This window comes from Erwinia sp. V90_4 (assembly GCF_029967685.1).
GTDB classification, from domain to species: Bacteria; Pseudomonadota; Gammaproteobacteria; order Enterobacterales; family Enterobacteriaceae; genus Erwinia; species Erwinia aphidicola.
Window position 1 is genome coordinate 1 of record NZ_JASCAQ010000038.1, and the last position, 18,063, is coordinate 18,063.

General features: G+C 58.0%; 14 protein-coding genes. 6 read left to right on the forward strand and 8 right to left on the reverse strand.

What is annotated here, in order from left to right; all coding sequences use genetic code 11:
• Positions 1-269: 269 nt before the first annotated feature.
• The gene (gene tus, locus QLG07_RS05925) at positions 270-1,199 is read left to right on the forward strand and encodes a DNA replication terminus site-binding protein (protein ID WP_282468743.1); all 930 of its coding nucleotides are present in this window, start codon (positions 270-272) and stop codon (positions 1,197-1,199) included.
• Between the two features lie 152 nt (positions 1,200-1,351).
• On the opposite strand, the gene fumC is transcribed toward tus, so the two are convergent.
• Positions 1,352-2,749, reverse strand: coding sequence for a class II fumarate hydratase (gene fumC / locus QLG07_RS05930; RefSeq protein ID WP_048916090.1), 1,398 nt, complete (start codon positions 2,747-2,749; stop codon positions 1,352-1,354).
• Positions 2,750-2,946: 197 nt separating this feature from the next.
• Between fumC and manA the strand changes: the two genes are divergently transcribed.
• Together manA and QLG07_RS05940 are read left to right on the forward strand one after the other, a co-directional pair.
• Positions 2,947-4,131 (forward strand): mannose-6-phosphate isomerase, encoded by a 1,185-nt coding sequence (gene manA / locus QLG07_RS05935; RefSeq protein WP_282468744.1) that lies wholly within the window; start codon positions 2,947-2,949, stop codon positions 4,129-4,131.
• Positions 4,132-4,270: 139 nt separating this feature from the next.
• Entirely contained in the window at positions 4,271-5,779 is a 1,509-nt protein-coding gene (locus QLG07_RS05940) for a YdgA family protein (RefSeq protein ID WP_048916092.1), read from the forward strand.
• Between the two features lie 51 nt (positions 5,780-5,830).
• Here the strand turns inward: QLG07_RS05940 and QLG07_RS05945 are convergent, their stop codons facing one another.
• Together QLG07_RS05945 and QLG07_RS05950 are read right to left on the reverse strand one after the other, a co-directional pair.
• A complete protein-coding gene (locus tag QLG07_RS05945) occupies positions 5,831-6,136 on the reverse strand; it encodes a hypothetical protein (RefSeq protein WP_282468745.1) in 306 nt (101 codons plus the stop codon).
• 270 nt (positions 6,137-6,406) lie between these two features.
• Complete coding sequence (locus QLG07_RS05950; protein WP_282468746.1) at positions 6,407-7,297, reverse strand: hypothetical protein; 891 nt, start codon at positions 7,295-7,297, stop codon at positions 6,407-6,409.
• Between the two features lie 243 nt (positions 7,298-7,540).
• Here QLG07_RS05950 and add point away from each other — a divergent pair, with 243 nt between their 5' ends.
• Positions 7,541-8,539 (forward strand): adenosine deaminase, encoded by a 999-nt coding sequence (gene add / locus QLG07_RS05955; RefSeq protein ID WP_282468747.1) that lies wholly within the window; start codon positions 7,541-7,543, stop codon positions 8,537-8,539.
• A gap of 213 nt (positions 8,540-8,752) precedes the next feature.
• On the opposite strand, the gene QLG07_RS05960 is transcribed toward add, so the two are convergent.
• The 5 genes from QLG07_RS05960 to QLG07_RS05980 all read right to left on the reverse strand — a co-directional run bounded on the left by QLG07_RS05960 (position 8,753) and on the right by QLG07_RS05980 (position 14,484).
• Positions 8,753-9,793, reverse strand: a complete 1,041-nt coding sequence (locus QLG07_RS05960) for an oxidoreductase (protein ID WP_048916098.1) — start codon at positions 9,791-9,793, stop codon at positions 8,753-8,755.
• A 76-nt stretch (positions 9,794-9,869) separates the two neighbouring features.
• Positions 9,870-10,787, reverse strand: coding sequence for an arabinose operon transcriptional regulator AraC (gene araC, locus QLG07_RS05965; RefSeq protein ID WP_048916099.1), 918 nt, complete (start codon positions 10,785-10,787; stop codon positions 9,870-9,872).
• Between the two features lie 11 nt (positions 10,788-10,798).
• Positions 10,799-11,782: an L-arabinose ABC transporter permease AraH gene (araH, locus tag QLG07_RS05970; protein WP_282468748.1), complete on the reverse strand. Its 984-nt coding sequence runs from the start codon at positions 11,780-11,782 to the stop codon at positions 10,799-10,801.
• A gap of 16 nt (positions 11,783-11,798) precedes the next feature.
• Positions 11,799-13,322, reverse strand: coding sequence for an L-arabinose ABC transporter ATP-binding protein AraG (araG, locus tag QLG07_RS05975; protein ID WP_048916100.1), 1,524 nt, complete (start codon positions 13,320-13,322; stop codon positions 11,799-11,801).
• 178 nt (positions 13,323-13,500) lie between these two features.
• The gene (locus tag QLG07_RS05980) at positions 13,501-14,484 is read right to left on the reverse strand and encodes an arabinose ABC transporter substrate-binding protein (protein ID WP_048916101.1); all 984 of its coding nucleotides are present in this window, start codon (positions 14,482-14,484) and stop codon (positions 13,501-13,503) included.
• A gap of 371 nt (positions 14,485-14,855) precedes the next feature.
• On the opposite strand from QLG07_RS05980, the gene QLG07_RS05985 reads away from it, so the two are divergent.
• Positions 14,856-16,544: a ribulokinase gene (locus QLG07_RS05985; protein ID WP_282468749.1), complete on the forward strand. Its 1,689-nt coding sequence runs from the start codon at positions 14,856-14,858 to the stop codon at positions 16,542-16,544.
• A gap of 11 nt (positions 16,545-16,555) precedes the next feature.
• Positions 16,556-18,061: an L-arabinose isomerase gene (araA, locus tag QLG07_RS05990; protein WP_282468750.1), complete on the forward strand. Its 1,506-nt coding sequence runs from the start codon at positions 16,556-16,558 to the stop codon at positions 18,059-18,061.
• The last annotated feature ends 2 nt before the right edge of the window (positions 18,062-18,063 follow it).

The window sequence follows — 18,063 nt, forward strand, 5'->3', positions numbered from 1 at the left end:
ATCTGACGGGCGAGGCATGCCGTCGCCCCTACGACAACATCTGACGGGCGAGGCATGCCGTCGCCCCTACGACAACATCTGACGGGCGAGGCATGCCATCGTCCCTACGACAACATCTGACGGGCGAGGCATGCCATCGCCCCTACTCGCCATGAACGTAGGGGTCGGGCATGCCCGACCCTACAGACGACATTGGCACCTTTGCCGATGTTCATCTCCGTTATTGTCTGCTATATTCCGTAGGTATGTTGTAACTAATGGAGAAGGTTATGAGCCGTTATGATGCCGTTGATAGGCTACACCGCTGTGTCGCGCAGCTGGAGCAGGAGCTGGATACCTTGCAGCATCAACTGCTGGATTTGCGCCTGTTGGCGGCCAGGGTTTTTGAACTGCCCGCCGTGGAAAAAGGCAAGGAGCACGATCCGCTGACTGAGATTGCGGTGGAGCAGCTGGTCGGTCAGCCCGCCCTGCAGCGGGCCCTCAGCCACTTCTGCCGCCTGTTTATGCAGCATCAGTCAGAAAAAATCAGCACCAAGGCCGCGGTACGCCTGCCGGGCGCTATCTGCGTGGAAACGGACGCTGAGCAGAGTGCCCTGTTACAACAGCAGGTCACCACTATCAATCAGCTCAAACAGCAGCTGGAGCAGATTATCACCGTAGAGTCGGGCCTGCCGCCCGAGGAGCGCTTCGAGTTTGTGCATACTCACCTGCGCGGCCTGATCACGCTGAATGCCTACCGTTCGATCGCCCTGCTCGACGCGCCGGATTCAGTGCGCTTTGGCTGGGCAAATAAGCACATTATCAAGAACGTCAGCCGTGAAGAGATGCTTGAGAAGCTGAATAAAAGCCTGCAGGCCGGGCGCGCGGTGGCCCCGTGGACGCGTGAGCAGTGGGCAGAACGCGTGGCGGATGAGATTGAAGCGATTAAGTCGCTGCCGGCTCATGCCGCGCTGAAGATTAAACGCCCGGTGAAAGTGCAGCCCATTGCGCGCGTGTGGGATAGCCAACAGCAGAAGCAGACGCAGCTGGCCTGCCCTTCACCGCTGCTGGTGATGTGCCCGGATGCGAACAGCGTGCCGAAGCTGGGTGAGCTGCTGAATTATGATGCCGGGAAAGTCACGCATCGCTATAAGCCGGAGGCGCAACCGCTGTATCTGCTGATCCCGCGGCTGCATTTGTATAGCGATCGGTTAGTTTGAATGACGATTGCTGCGGGCCGACCGGAAAAAAGGTCGGCCCCTGCAAAACCGGATTCTTATTGGCGTGCATGAGTCTGCTGCGGGCCGACCGGAAAAAAGGTCGGCCCCTACAAAAACTGATTCCTACTGCGAGCATGAATTTGCTGCGGGCGTTACACCTTCATGCTGCCGACCATCTCTTCCGGGCGCACCCAGGCGTCGAACTCCTCTTCGGTCAGGTAACCCAGCTTCAGCGCTGAGCCTTTCAGCGTCAGCCCCTCTTTATGCGCTTTTTTCGCAATTTCTGCCGCTTTATCGTAGCCGATATGGGTATTAAGCGCGGTCACCAGCATCAGCGACTCGTTCAGCAGCTGGGTGATGCGGTCACGATTTGGCTCGATGCCCACGGCGCAGTGGTGGTTAAAGCTGTCCATTCCGTCGGCCAGCAGGCGCACCGACTGCAGGAAGTTGTGGATCACCATCGGGCGATAAACGTTCAGCTCGAAGTTACCGGACGCGCCGCCCATATTCACCGCCACATCATTGCCCATCACCTGGCAGCACAGCATGGTCATCGCTTCACACTGCGTCGGGTTGACCTTACCCGGCATAATTGAACTGCCCGGCTCGTTTTCCGGGATGGAAAGTTCGCCGATGCCGCAGCGCGGGCCGGACGACAGCCAGCGCACGTCGTTGGCAATTTTCATCAGCGAAGCCGCCAGCCCCTTTAGCGAACCGTGCGCGTGCACCAGCGCATCGCAGGTCGCCAGCGCTTCAAATTTATTCGGTGCGGTAACAAATGGCTGCTGAGTCAGCTCTGCCAGCTCTTTGGCCACGCGTACCGCGTATTCCGGGTGGGTGTTCAGCCCGGTGCCCACCGCCGTGCCGCCCAGCGCCAGCTCCGCCACATGCGGAATGCTCTGTTCAATATGCTTGAGGTTGTGGCTCAGCATCGCCACCCAGCCGGAGATCTCCTGGCCGAGCGTCAGCGGCGTCGCGTCCTGTAAATGGGTACGGCCAATTTTGACGATGTCTTTAAACGCTTCTGCCTTCTCGCTCAGCGTTTTCTGCAACACTTTCAGCTGGGGGATCAGGTGCTGCTGCACCGCCACCACCGCCGCGACGTGCATGGCAGTTGGGAACACGTCGTTAGAGCTCTGGCTCTTATTAACATCATCATTGGGGTGAACCAGGCGCGACATGCCGCGCTCGCCGCCGAGGATCTCGCTGGCGCGGTTTGCCAGCACCTCGTTCATATTCATATTGGTTTGCGTGCCGGAGCCGGTTTGCCAGATAGCCAGCGGGAACTCCCCGTGATGCTTGTCCGCCAGCACTTCGTCCGCCGCTTTGATGATCGCCTCGGCACGCTCATCCGGTAACAGCTTCAGGTCGCTGTTCACTTTGGCCGCAGCGCGCTTGGTCAGCGCCAGCGCATACACCAGCTCGGTCGGCATTTTTTCCGTCGAAATGCGGAAGTGCTCCAGCGAGCGCTGTGTTTGCGCACCCCAGAGTTTATCGGCAGGGACATCGATCGGTCCCATTGAGTCTTTTTCAACGCGGTTGGCAGCCATTCCTCTCTCCTTTAGCACAACTTTTTTGGCGCTTTTAACTTTGCGATAGGTCAAAAACGCGCACATGAGTGATAAGTCTGACACAGTATAGTTTACGAGTATGCGACTCATTCGCGTTTATCGCACGTTGATTATCTCTCTGCGCCATTTTTCTGCTTTAATAGCGCCAGTAACCAGTGAATGACCAGGGAGAAATGATGCAAAAGTTAATCAATTCGCTGCAAAATTATGCATGGGGCAGCAAGCACGCCCTCACTGATTTATATGGTATTGCCAACCCTTCCCAGCAGCCGATGGCGGAACTGTGGATGGGCGCGCATCCAAAAAGCCCGTCAAAAGTGCTGATCAACGGCGAGCCGCAGTCGCTGCGCGCGCTAATTGATGCCGATAAAGCTTCCCTGCTTGGCCCCGCCGTCGCACAGCGTTTTGGCGAGCTGCCGTTCCTGTTTAAAGTGCTGTGCGCAGAACAGCCGCTGTCGATTCAGGTTCACCCGAGCAAACCGGCTGCCGAAGCGGGCTATGCGCGTGAAAATGCCGCTGGCGTGCCGGTCGACGCCGCCGAGCGTAACTATAAAGATGCTAACCATAAGCCAGAGCTGGTCTATGCGCTGACGCCGTTCAAGGCGATTAACGGCTTCCGCCCGCTGCGCGAAATCCAGTCCCTGCTGCAGCCGGTAGCGGGCGCGCACCCGGCCATTGCCCATTTCCTCAATGCCGCCGATGAAACCCGTCTGGCCCAGCTGTTTGCCAGCCTGCTGTCGATGAAAGAGCAGGAGAAGTCGCTGGCGCTGGACATTCTGCGCACGACGCTGCCTGGCCAGCACGGTGAGCCGTGGCAGACCATTGCTGAAATTGCCGAGGTTTACCCGGACGACTGCGGCCTGTTCTCCCCCCTGCTGCTGAACGTGGTTACCCTGCAGCCGGGCGAAGCGATGTTCCTGTTTGCGGAAACCCCACACGCCTACCTCCACGGCGTGGCGCTGGAAGTCATGGCGAACTCCGATAACGTGCTGCGCGCCGGCCTGACGCCCAAATACATTGATGTTCCTGAGCTGCTGGCCAACCTGAAATTCACCTCGCGCGCGGCCGATACCCTGCTGACCACACCGCAACAGCATGGCGCCACGCTCGATTTCCCCATCCCGGTGGATGACTTTGCCTTTGCCATACACGCGCTGAGCAGCCAGCCGCTCGCGGTGGATCAGGAGAGCGCCGCGATTGTTTTCTGCATTGAAGGCCACGCCGAACTGAACTGTGGCGGTCAGTCATTGTCACTTAATGCAGGTGAATCTGCTTTTATTGCCGCCAGCGAGCCGACGCTGTCGCTCTCAGGCAATGGCCGCGTTGCCAGGGTTTTTAATCAACATCTTAAATGCGGCTGACGCCAGCGGTCATAATTGCTAAGCTATTTAGTGTATTAAACAAAAACGCCGCATTGGCGTTTTTTATCGCCAGAGGGTTACCCGCAGGATCTGCACGGGCTAACCGGCATTCGCGAACGGAAAAAGGACGACACAACTGATGAATAAAACCAAGATTGCTGTGGGTGTAGTGGTTGCCCTTGGCGTAGTCTGGACTGCTGGCGCCTGGTTTACCGGCAAGCAGCTGGAAAAAAATATGGATCAGCTGGTACAGCAGGCTAACGCCCAGATCCAGAACAGCGCTCCGGAAAGCCGTCTGCAGCTGAGCTATCAGGATTTCCAGCGCGGCGTATTTAGCAGCAGCGCACGTTTCGTGCTGCAGAGCAGCTCGCAGACGGAAGATAACGCCATGCTGAAGCCAGGCCAGAGCATCGTGTTTAAAGAGACTATCGATCATGGTCCTTTCCCGCTGGCACAGCTGAAAAAATTCAACCTGATCCCAAGCATGGCTTCGGTACACAGCGAGCTGGAAAACACCGACGCGGTGAAAAAGCTGTTTGAAATCACCAAAGGCAAGTCGATTGTGCAGGCGGAAACCCGCGTGGGCTACGGCGGCAGCACCGATTCAGACATCAAACTGTTACCTGCCGACTACAGCAATGCCCAGACCGGTGAACGTTTTGCCTTCAACGGCGGCACGCTGAAAGTCAGTGCGGATGATAAAGGCGATAAAGTGGCGTTTAACGGCGATATCGACAGCCTGGTGCTGACCAGCAAAAACGAGCTGGGGATGCCGGTGCTGTTCACCGTTAACGGCCTGAAGCTGGATGCTAATACCAACCTTAGCCCGGAAGGGATGCGCATTGGCGACCAGACTATCGCGCTAAAAAAACTGAGTGCGGCAGTGGATGGCAAAGAGGCGCTGATCGCCGAAGGCCTGAACGGTAAATCGACCTTCGATTCCGACAAGGGCAGCGTGTCCGGCCAGATCGACTACACCCTTGACAGCCTGAAGCTTCAGGGCCAGAACTTCGGCCAGGGCAAGCTGGCAGTTAAGCTGGCTGGCTTTGATGGCAAGGCGATGAAAGCCTTCTCCGAAAGCTACAACCGCCAGATGCAGGCGTTGAACAGCGATCCGGCTGTGCAGGCTAACCCTGAGCTATATCAGCAGCGCACCAGTGAAATCCTCACCAGTAACCTGCCGCTGCTGCTGAAAGGCGATCCGTCAGTCAGCATCGCGCCATTTAGCTGGAAAAATGATAAGGGCGAGAGCAGCTTTAACCTTAACGCCCAGTTCAAGGACCCGGCCACCGCCACCGCTGCGGCGCAGAATCTGGGCCAGCAGGTGGATAACGTACTGAAAACTCTGGATACCAAACTGACTATCTCGATGGATATGGCGACCGAGATGATGACGCATGTGGCGATGGCAGAAGGCTACAGCCAGGAAGAAGCGGTAAAACTGGCGGACCAGCAGGTGAAAGGCGTGGCTGCTATGGGCCAGATGTTCAAGCTGACCACGCAGAAAGATAACAACATTACCACCAGCCTGCAGTACGGCACCGGTCAGATCACCATGAACGGTGAGAAGATGCCGCTGGAGCAGTTCCTGTCCCGCTATATGCTGGGTGGCGCTGGCATGGTCGCACCGGAAGGCATGCCGCAGTAATGTTCTGAAATTAAACAGCCACCTTTCTGAAGGTGGCTTTTTTTTGCCTGACTAGCTGTGCTGGATCCTAATATCGCTGGTTTCTCCCAGCAGCTGCTGCCCGCTGGTCAGGGGGATCCTGAACGCCGTCGCGTCGCGCTCAAGGCAGACGGTGCGTAAGTGGCGGTTACAAATAAACCAGATCTCATCGCGATTGTTCGACAGCAGATAGTAGGCATCAGAAGTTTCAGAGGGGTTGTAACAGCCTAATGCGCGATAAGCGGTATCCAGAGTGAAACCGCTTTGCAGGGGCAGTGGGCGCGGACCATTATCCAATTCCTTTACTCTCAGATATAAACCTTGTTCCAGCCAGAGCATAAACCACCATCCTTTTTATCCCAGATAATGTGATTATAACCAGCATTCCTCTGCGCACCCCGCCGCCCCCTTTATTTGCAAAGCCCGTCACAGCGCTGCAGGAAATTTAAGCCGATCCACGCTCAATCAGCAGCGGCGGCAGGATGATATGCTGGACTGCACTGGTTGGGTCGGCCATCTTTTGCAGCAGGCGCTGAGTATCCGACAGCACGGAGTCGATGTGATCCTCCAGGCACGCAGATCCCGCGCTGTTTTCTCTTACAGCGAGTGCTAATCACTGGTAGGGAACCGCCACTGTTTAATATCACAAAAACGTAACTCTCTGTTACTCGCAATCAACTCTGCTGGAATTAAATAAAACTCCTCAGAATATTCGTAAAAGTAATAACTATTACTAAAGATTATCTTTTCATCAGGATCGGGATGTCTGGCGGCAAAGTCTTCGTTGTCATAAGCAAGTGAGCCTGCAGGATGAGCAATATAGTCAAGAATCAGGCTATCCGATGTGAACGGCCTACTGTGTAAACAGTGCCGTCCTCTGTTGTTCAATGGCTTGATATAGAGAAAATCATCCAGTTGACTAATCTCCTCTGCAAACCCACTCTCTTTCCCAACCAGTGCTAACAATCCTGAATACAGTGCATTTCTCTCATAGAGTGATTTATTCAAAGTGCCAAACTTGACAAACTGATAGATTACTTCATTGATGAGCCTGAACTCACTTATCTTTAACTCTCTGTTATGATAAATAAATTTATCACTCTGATAAGAGATCTTATGGTGCAGCATCTTATTTCTAATTAACACGCAAAAGTCATAAAGGTAATACAAAAACACATCATCAAAGAAATCTTTATTAATATTTCTTTTAATGATCTCTTTTTTCACCGCAAAAGTTTTATCTACGCATCCAAACTTGACATCTACAAAAGTGTCCAGATAGTCAAAAAAAACAGGAAAAACCACTAACATAGCATAACTGTTTTCCAGAGTACGGTCCCATGCAAAAGAACCTACACAATGAAGAAAGTAATTACATGTGGTGGCGCCCTCTTGTTTGGAGTAAAGGGGGTCATGGCGTGGTCCCCTAAACATAAATGAGTGATAGATAATTGCCCGCGTAACCTCAAGATGCCTTTCCATCTCGTTTTTATTTTCCATTATTCAATCCCTTTAGGTCCAGTAACCTTCATAATCACCTGTTCGATAAACTATGGCAACCCGCGAATCACCGGTATCAGAAGGTACACTCGGTAATCTCCCGCTATTGAAAACGCGCGCTTAGCCGCCCTCTTTGCGCAGATAAGCAACGACCAGCAGCGCCGTTGCGCATTTTGCTGGCGTTGTTGCGCAAAGAGTTTTTATAATGCTCTGCACTTTACGATAACAACAGAGAGTGCCGACATGATCGATTCCCAGCTTCCCCTCACCGATATCCATCGCCATCTTGACGGCAATATTCGCGCCCAAACCATTCTCGATTTAGGCCGCGAGTTTAATCTTACTCTCCCTGCCACCACTCTGGAGCTTCTGCGCCCGCACGTGCAGGTGATTGAAGCGGAGCCGGACCTGGTGAGCTTCCTCAACAAGCTCGACTGGGGCGTAAAAGTGCTGGGCTCGCTCGATGCCTGCCGTCGCGTGGCGCTGGAAAACGTCGAGGACGCGGCGCGCGCCGGGATCCACTATGCTGAGCTGCGCTTCTCGCCGGGCTATATGGCGATGACCCACAACCTGCCGGTGGCGGGCGTGGTGGAAGCGGTGATCGACGGCATTAAGGCGGGCTGCGGCAAGCACAATATTGACGTGCGCCTGATTGGCATTATGAGCCGCACCTTCGGTGAGGAAGCCTGCCTGCGCGAGCTTGACGGCCTGCTGGCGCACCGTGACAGCATTACCGCACTCGACCTGGCGGGTGATGAGCTGGGCTTCCCGGGCAGCCAGTTCCTCAGCCACTTTAACCGCGCGCGTGACGCTGGGCTGCGCATTACCGTGCATGCCGGTGAGGCCGCCGGGCCGGAAAGCATCTGGCAGGCGATCCGCGAGCTGGGCGCGGAGCGTATTGGTCACGGAGTAAAAGCGGTGCAGGATCCGGCGCTGATGGATTTCCTCGCGCAGCACGGGATTGGCATTGAGTCGTGCCTGACCTCCAATATCCAGACCAGCACCGTGGCCTCGCTGGCACAGCATCCGCTGAAGGCCTTCCTTGACCACGGTATCCTCGCCACCATCAATACCGACGATCCGGCGGTTCAGGGGATTGAGATCGGTCACGAATACGAAATTGCCGCCCCGGCAGCAGGTTTGAGCAGGGAGCAGATGCGCGTGGCGCAGGAGAATGGCCTGAAGATTGCGTTCCTCAGCGATGCCGAGAAAGCCGCAGTGCGGGCGCGTGCCGCAGCGTAATTAATGACGCGGGTCGACGTCTGTATCACGGCCGGTGCAAATCCCCAACACGGGTCGACCGAAAAAGAAGGTCGACCCCTACGGTAAATGTGGCGCCGACCTTCTCTATCACGGCCTATGCAAATCCTTAACACGGGTCGACCGGAAAAAATGGTCGACCCCTACAGTAGGGGCCGACCTTCTTTTTCGGTCGGCCCTTTTCACGGCGTAATCCTATTTCAACGACAGGGTCTGGCGCTTCTCGGCGGACTGTAAGCCCAGCTCGATCAGCTCCATCACCTGAATCGCCTCTTCCGCCTGCACCGGGTTTTCACCCACGCCGTTAATCGCATCGCGAATGCCCGCATAGTAAGCCGGATAGTTGCCAGGAATAGTCAGCAGGCTCTTCTCGACCATTGCATCACCTTCGGCCAGCGTCAGCACGCCGTCGCGCATATCGTAGCCCCAGTCTTCCTGCGGCGGGCGCGCCCCGGCTTTCAGCGCATCCTCCTGCGGATCAAGGCCAAACTTCACAAAGCTGCCTTTGGTACCGTGTACCTGATAGCGCGCCGATTGGGCGGCCACCAGCATGCTGGCGTGCAGCACCACGCGGCGTTGAGGATAGGTCAGCGTGCAGTGGAAGTAGTCGGTGGTTTGCGCCCCCGGGCGCAACTCGGCGGCATCGAGAGTAATCGCCACCGGGGAGCCAAACAGCTGCAGCGCCTGGTCAATCACGTGTGGCCCCAGATCGTACCAGATTCCGCTGCCCGCGCCTTTCTGCTCGCGCCAGCGCTGCTGCACGGTTGGGCGGAAGCGGTCAAAGTGCGACTCAAAGTAGCGTACATCGCCCAGCGTGCCGTCAGCCAGCAGCGCTTTAAGGGTGAGGAAATCACTGTCCCAGCGGCGGTTATGGAACACCGACAGCAGCAGCCCTTTGGCTTTTGCCAGCGCATCCAGCTCGCGCGCCTGTGACAGTGTCACGGTAAACGGTTTGTCGACAACCACATGTTTCCCGGCGTTCAGCGCGGCTTTGGCCAGCGGGAAGTGGGTATCGTTTGGGGTGGGAATGACAATCAGCTGCAGGGTTGGGTCGTCAAACAGTGCCTGAGGGTCGGACACCACCTGCACCGAAGGCCAGTCCGCATGAACTTTGCCGGCATCGCTGCTGGAAACGGCGGCCAGCTCCATCTCAGCAGTGCCTGAGATTAGGGGTGCATGGAAGGTTTTGCTGGCGAAGCCGTAGCCCACCAGACCAACACGAATTTTATCACTCATTAGAATCCCTCTCGTAGTTACTCCGTTGATTTAAGTCGATCGACGGGGCAACCACAAGAAGGATTTACCCTAAAAGCTATTCATTGGCACGGCGCGGTAAGTGCCAGGTCTCCTGGGCGACCAGCGCATCGTGTGCATCCAGGCTGCGACGGCGGAAATCGCTGGGGCTGACGCCCGCGCGCTTGCGGAACACGCGGGAAAAGTAGAGTTGATCGTCATAGCCCACTTCGCGCCCGATGCTGGCGATCGGTTCCTGGGTAGTTTGCAGCAGCAGCTTGGCGCGGATCACCCGCTGATCCTCTCGCCAGCGCAGCAGGTTGACCCCCATCTGCTCGCGGAACAGGTGCGCCAGCCGCGACGGTGACAGGCAGACATGCTTCGCCACCTCTTCAATTTTCACCTCCGCCGCCAGATTGTTGGTGACGTACTGGCAGGCTTCGACCACGCGCGCATCGCGGATCTGCTGATGGCTGCGCGGATCTTCCTGCACCGCCCGCAGCAGCAGGCGCTCCAGCAGATTCATCGCCAGCTCCTCGGCAAAGCGCCGCCCGGAGTTGTGGGTGTGTTCGATATTGGCGAACAGGCGGTCAAACTCGCCGCGCAGCGACTCCGGCAGGCGCAGGCGCCCCACGCCCTGCGCTTCATCCTGCCACTCCAGCCAGTCGCTCCAGTAGGCACGCGGGCGGAAATAGACCCAGCGGTGATACCAGCTGTCGCTGTCAGGCGAACGGCCGTAATAGTGCGGAGTTTTCGGCTGAAACAGCAGCAGGTCGCCCGGTTCGCAGTCAAACGCCGCCTCGCCGTCACACACCCGGCCACGCCCTTTAATCGTCAGGTTGAGAATGTAGCCCTTCATGCCGTGCGGGCGATCGATAAAGAAATCGAGCGGCCCGTCGGCGTTGATGGGGGTCAGCCCGGCCACCAGCCAGGCGCTAAACGGATACCCCGGAAGCAGCGGGTTGGATTGCGCCACCGGCGCCAGACGATGATACATAACCCCTCCTGTCAGGCCGCTTTGGCTTTTTGTTTGTAACGGTCAAAAATCACCGCCGCTAACAATATCAGACCGCGCACCACGTACTGTGAGAAAGGCGAGATATTGAGTAAATTCATCGCATTCTCAACCGTTCCGAGGATTAACACCCCGGCAACCACATAGGAAATCTTACCAATCCCCCCCTTCAGCGACACGCCACCGAGCACGCAGGCAGAAATCACAATCAGCTCATAGCCGAGCGAGGTCATTGGCTGGCCGCTGGTCATGCGCGAGGCGAGGATAATGCCCGCCGCCGCCGACACCAGCCCGGAGAGGATAAAGATGATAATGCGCGTGCGCACCACCGGCACCCCGGCCAGCCTTGCCGCCTCTTCATTACCGCCAATCGCCAGCGTATTGCGGCCAAAGGTGGTTTTGTTCAGCAGGAAACCGAACAGCACCAGAGTGACTATCGTCAGCCACACTGGCGCAGGAATGCCCAGCCAGCTGGCGTAGCCGAGCGCGAAGAAGCGCTCGTCTTCGATACCGACCGCCTTACCGTCGGAGAAGATATACGCCAGCCCGCGCACAATCTGCATGGTCGCCAGCGTGGTGATCAGGGCGTTAATTTTCAGTTTAGCAATGACAAAGCCATTGATCAGGCCGCAGGCGACGCCGAGCAGTAGCCCCGCCGCCACGCCGATCCACAGACTTTCGGTCATATTGATCACCACCGCGCACACCACCCCAGCACAGGCAATCACCGAGGCGACCGACAGGTCAAAATCACCGGACGCGAGGCAGAACAGCATGCCGCAGGCCACCATACCGGACATCGACATTGCCAGGCCGAGGCCTTTCATATTGATCAGGCTGCCGAAGTTCGGCACAAACACCGTGCAGGCGATAAACAGCGCGGCAAACACCACCAGCATGCCGAAGTTGTCCCAGATGCGCCAAAAGCTGAAGCGTGATGGGGCGGCTGGCGTCCCGGTTGAGGTTGTCGTAGACATCGGTTTCTCCTGCATTTCAGGCCACCTGGGTGGCAGGTTTAGCGGTTTTTGGCATCGCCAGACTTAAGGTCAGCGCTTCCGTTGCGTCGTTGTGGTCCAGCTCCCCGGCGATTTCGCCTTCGCGCATCACCAGGATCCGGTCGGCCAGCCCCATCACTTCCGGCAGATCGCTGGAGGCAAACAGCACCGCAATCCCCTGCTCGGCCAGCGCGTAAATCAGCTGATAGATCTCATTTTTTGCTCCGACATCAATGCCGCGCGTTGGCTCGTCGAGCAGGATCACTTTCATCTCTTCCGACAGCCAGCGGCCAAGGATGGCCTTCTGCTGATTGCCACCCGACAGGTTCATAATCAGCTGGTCAGCCGACGGGGTTTTGATATTCAGTGAGCGAATATGCGCCCCGGCGTTTTTCGCTTCCCAACCTTTGTTGATCAGGCAGCCGGCGGTAAGGTTGTTGCGCCGGGCGCTGATGTTGATGTTGTCGCGCACCGAATGCACCGGGATGATGCCGTCGGCCTTGCGGTCTTCCGGGCAGAGCATGATCCCGGCACGAATGGCCTCAATCGGCTCACGCAGATTGAGCACCTCGCCATCGAGGCGCAGCTCGCCGCTGATTAGACGCGTGGCGCCGAACAGCCCTTTCATCAGTTCGCTGCGCCCGGCGCCGACCAGGCCGAACAGCCCGACGATCTCCCCGGCTCGCACGCTGAACGACACCGCGCTGCGCACGCCTTTGGCCTGGACATTGTCGAGCTGCAGGCGCACTGCACCGTGCGCACGCGGGCGGTAGCCGTAGATATCGCCGATTTCACGCCCGACCATCGCCTGCACCAGCAGGTCGTTGGTGGTGGTTTGCATATCGGTGAAGGTGCGCACGTAGCGGCCATCTTTAAATACGGTGATTGCATCGCTAAGGGCGAAAATCTCCTCCATGCGGTGCGAGACGTACAGCACCACTTTGCCATCGGCGCGCAGCTGGCGGATGACGCGGAACAGCTGGTCGATTTCCCGTGCAGACAGTGAGCTGGTCGGTTCGTCAAAGGCGATCACTTTGGCGTTGCGCGCCAGCGCTTTGGCAATTTCCACCATCTGCCACTGGCCGAGCGACAGGTATTTCAGCGGCAGATCCGGGTCGATATCCATGCCGAGCGTTTTTAGCTGGCGCGCGGCTTCGGCACGCAGCTTCGCCCGGTTAACCAGCCCGCCGCGCTGCGGCAGCTGGCCTAAGAAGATGTTTTCTGCCACCGACATTTCCGGCACCAGATGCAGTTCCTGATAGATAATCGCTACCCCGGCATTCAGCGCATCGGTGGTGTGCTGGAAGTTAGCCGGCTGGCCTTGAATGCGGATCTCTCCACTGCTGGCCTGATAGCTGCCGCTGAGGATCTTCAACAGCGTCGATTTGCCCGCGCCGTTCTCGCCCATCAGGGCATGCACTTCCCCGGCATAGCAGTCAAAACTGATATCCTGCAGCGCTTTTACGCCGGGAAAGGTTTTGCCTATGCCGTGAAAGCTCAGATAAGCGGGTTGCGTGGTCATAGTGTCTCCTCCTGCACGTTGAGCGTTTGCAGCGGGCGGACCGAAAAAGAGGGTCCGCCCCTACAGCATTCTGAGCCGCTGAAGCCGAACTTTTGGTTTCGATCGGCCCGCGGTTCGCCCCATCACCAGCGTTGAATTGTAGGGGCCGATCCTTTGTTTCGATCGGCCCTCTGTACAGTTACATCAGCCCTTTCTTCGCCAGTTCGGCTTTGAAGTTATCGCGGGTAATCAGTACCACGTCGGTCACTTCGGTGAACTTGGCAGGCTCGGTGCCGTTGGTCACCCAGTCATGCAGCATCTTGATACTGCGGTAGCCGTGCACGTCCGGGCTTGGCAGCAGAGAGCCGTAGAAGCCGGTCGCGGCACCTTTCGACAGTTCGCTTACCGCATCCACGCCGTTAATCCCGATGCCAATAACGTCGGCCGCCTTAAAGCCCTGACCTTCGGTGGCGCGCACGCCGCCCAGCACGGTGTTGTCGTTCATACCAACGATTAGCCAGTGCTTCACCTCCGGATGCTGCACCAGCAGGGAGTTACCGGCATCAAACGCGCCGGGAATATCGTTGGATTTGGTTGGGATCTGATAAATCTGTTTTTCCGGGAATCCAGCAGCCTTCAGCGCATCCATCGACCCGCCGGTGCGGCGACGGGCGGTATCCAGCTCGTTGGCGGTGATCGCCATTACCGCAGTCTCTTTCGCATCCCAGCCGCGTTTTTGCATCTCTTTGTACAGCTCCTGCCCCTGGCGCTCGCCGATTTTGGTAGCGGCCATCATCACCAGCGGCACGCTATCCATCGGTTTGCCTTTGGCGGTGACGAACTGGTCATCAACGGCGATCACCTTCAGGTCATAGCTGCGCGCTTTCGCGACAATGGCGGAGCCCAGTTTTGGGTCCGGCGTACAGATAACGAACCCCTTCGCGCCGCTGGCGGCCAGGCTGTCGATGGCGTTCAGGGTTTTCTCACCGTCCGGCACGGCGATTTTAATCACCTCAAAGCCCATCTCTTTACCGGCCTTATCGGCGAATTTCCATTCAGTCTGGAACCACGGCTCTTCCGGCTGCTTCACCAGAAAACCGAGTTTCATGGTCTCCGCCATAGCGGATTGTGACATAACGGCGGCGAGGCCAATCGCGGCCAGCGCTTGAGTGAATTTGTGCATGAGGCTCTCCGGCTCAGTGCCCGCTTTACGCGGGTTTGTGTAAACGGTAACAATCGGATGTTCATAAATTAAAAGCTGCTATTCAATACCTTACCTGAGCACTGACGGCGTAACAGTGACGGTAGTGCGCTAGTTTTACCCGCATGCAAGGGAAAATTTGTAGAGCGCTATCACACCCTGAAATTACAGTCGTTTTGTCCATCTATTCAGCCAGTTTAACCGTTACGCAACATTTGAAGCCCATCACATAACCCCCGCTGATGGCAGAAAAGTGCATATTTGCAGCCAGCCGCACCTAACGTGATTGCCGCGAGCTTTCCAGGATAGAGGGACATGAAAAAAGCCTGTTCTGAAAATAACGGAGAACAACTATGCATAAGGGTGCGATTACCCTCGGTCTGGATTTTGGCAGCGATTCGGTGCGGGCACTGGCAGTGGAGTGCGCCAGCGGGCGCGAGCTGTTTAAGCAGGTCGTGGCCTACCCACGCTGGAAGGCCGGGCACTACTGTATGCCGGCGCGCAACCAGTTCCGCCATCACCCACAGGACTATATCGACGCGCTGGAGCAGGCTATACGTGACGTTGTCACACAGATGACGCCCGAGCAGCGCCAGAATGTGGTGGGCATCGGCGTCGATTCTACCGGCTCCACCCCCGCGCCAATCGATCGCGAAGGCCGGGTGCTGGCGCTGCGCCCGGAGTTTGCTGATAACCCTAATGCAATGTTCGTGCTGTGGAAGGACCACACCGCCATTGAAGAGGCCGAGGCGATTACCCGGCTGTGCCACAGCGGCGAATATCAGGACTATTCACGCTTTATCGGCGGCATTTACTCCTCTGAATGGTTCTGGGCCAAAATCCTGCACGTCAGCCGCAGCGATGCGGCGGTGCGTGAGGCGGCAGTCTCCTGGGTGGAGCTGTGCGACTGGGTACCGGCGTTGCTGAGCGGCACCACTGCCCCGGCAGAGCTGAAGCGCGGGCGCTGCGCCGCCGGGCATAAATCGCTGTGGCACCCGCTATGGCAGGGTTTACCGGACGCGCAGTTTCTTAACGCGCTCGACCCGCTGCTGACCCGCGACCTCGATCACCCGCTGTTTCACGATACCTTCACTGCCGAGCTCCCCGTGGGCGTGCTGAGCGCTGAATGGGCCGAACGGCTCGGCCTGCCTGGCAGTGTCACTATTTCCGGCGGTGCGTTTGACTGCCATATGGGCGCGGTTGGGGCCGGGGCGCAGCCCTACACGCTGGTGAAAGTGATCGGCACCTCGACCTGCGACATCCTGATCGCCGATGCTGAGCGCGTCGCCGACCGGGCAATCAAAGGCATCTGCGGCCAGGTCGACGGCAGCGTGATGCCGGGAATGATCGGGCTGGAGGCCGGGCAGTCGGCGTTTGGCGATATGTATGCCTGGTTCAGCCGCCTGTTGAGCTGGCCGCTGGTGCAGGCCGCTCAGCAACAGCCTGAACTCAGACCGCAGCTGGAAGCGATGCAAAACGATCTGCTGCAGCAGCTTACCGCCGCCTGGGCCGCCGACCCGCAGCTTGACCATCTGCCGGTGGTGCTTGACTGGTTTAACGGCCGCCGCACGCCGTTCGCCAACCAGCGTCTGAAAGGGGTGATTACCGACCTGAATCTCGGCACCGATGCGCCCACGCTGTTCGGCGGCTTTATCGCCGCCACCGCCTTTGGCGCCCGCGCCATTATGGAGTGCTTCGAACAGCAGGATATCCCGGTGCAGCAGGTGCTGGCACTGGGCGGCATTGCGCGCAAATCGCCGGTCATCATGCAGGTGTGCTGCGATGTGATGAACCGCCCGCTGGATATCGTCGCCTCCGACGAGTGCTGTGCGCTCGGCGCGGCGATTTTTGCCGCCGTCGCCGCCGGCGTTTATCCCGATATTCCGAGCGCGCAGGCCCAGATGGCCAGCCCGCTGGCGCAGACCCTGCAGCCCGATCCGCAGCGCGTGGCCCGCTTCCAGCAGCTTTATCAGCGTTACCTTCAGTGGTGTGAATGCGCTGAGCCGCAGTTTGCCCCATCAACCTCTTCGTCAGCTTGTTAAGGAACCGTTTTATGACACAGTTAAACGCCCAGAGCGTATGGTTTGTGATTGGTACGCAGCATCTGTACGGTGCGGAAACCCTGCGCCAGGTGGAGCAGCACGGCCAGCAGGTGGTCGAGGACCTGAATCGTGCCGGGATTCTGCCCTTTACACTCCAGCTCAAGCCGCTGGTAAAAACCCCCGATGAAGCGCTGGCCCTGTGCCGCGAGGCCAATCACGATCTTGGCTGCTTAGGGATCGTTACCTGGCTGCACACCTTCTCCCCGGCCAAGATGTGGATTGGCGGGCTGAGCGTGCTGAACAAGCCACTGCTGCAGCTGCATACCCAGTTCAACGCGGAAATCCCGTGGGACAGCATGGATATGGACTTTATGAACCTGAACCAGACCGCGCACGGCGGCCGCGAGTTCGGTTTTATCGGCGCGCGCATGCGCCTGCCGCATCAGGTGGTGACCGGCCACTGGCAGGATCGAACCACCCAGCAGCGTATCGGCCAGTGGATGCGCGGTGCCGCCGCGCTGCAGGCCAGCCAGCAGCTGAAGGTGGCGCGCTTTGGCGACAATATGCGCGAAGTGGCGGTAACCGAGGGTGATAAAGTCGCGGCGCAGATCCAGTTTGGCTACGCGGTAAATGGCTGGGGCGTTGGCGATTTGGTCGAGGTGATCAACCAGGTGAGCGACGGCGACGTCAGCACGCTGATTGACGAATACGAGAGCCAGTATGAATTTTCCGCTGCGGCGGCGATCGGCGGCGATAAGCGGCAAAACGTGCTGGATGCGGCGCGTATTGAGCTGGGGATCAAGCGCTTCCTCGACGCCGAGGGCTGCCGCGCCTTCACCACTAACTTCCAGACGCTGCACGGCATGACGCAGCTGCCGGGGCTGGCGGTGCAGCGCCTGATGCAGCAGGGATACGGCTTCGCCGGAGAAGGCGACTGGAAAACCGCCGCCCTGCTGCACATCTTCAAAGTCATGGCGGGCAGCCAGCCGGGCGGGACGTCCTTTATGGAGGATTACACCTACCACTTCGCGCCGGGTAACGACCTGGTGCTCGGTTCACATATGCTGGAAGTGTGCCCGACCATCGCGCGTGAAGCTAAACCGCTGCTCGACGTGCAGCCGCTGGGCATCGGCGGCAAGGCTGACCCGGCGCGCCTGATCTTCTCGGCACCTGCCGGGCGAGCGGTAAATGCCAGCGTGATTGATATGGGCGACCGCTTCCGCCTGCTGGTCAACGTGGTGGATACCATTGAACAGCCGCAGGCGCTGCCTAAGCTGCCGGTGGCGCGCGCGCTGTGGCGTGCGCAGCCGTCGCTGGCCACCGCGTCAGAGGCGTGGATCCTCGGCGGCGGCGCGCACCACACGGTGTTCAGCCAGGCGCTGACGGTGGAGGATATGCGCCTGTATGCCGAGCTGAATGGCATCGAGGTGCTGGTGATTGACGAAGAGACCACGCTGCACGGCTTCCGCGATGCACTGCGCTGGAACGAGGCGTATTACCGCCTGAATCAGCGGTAATC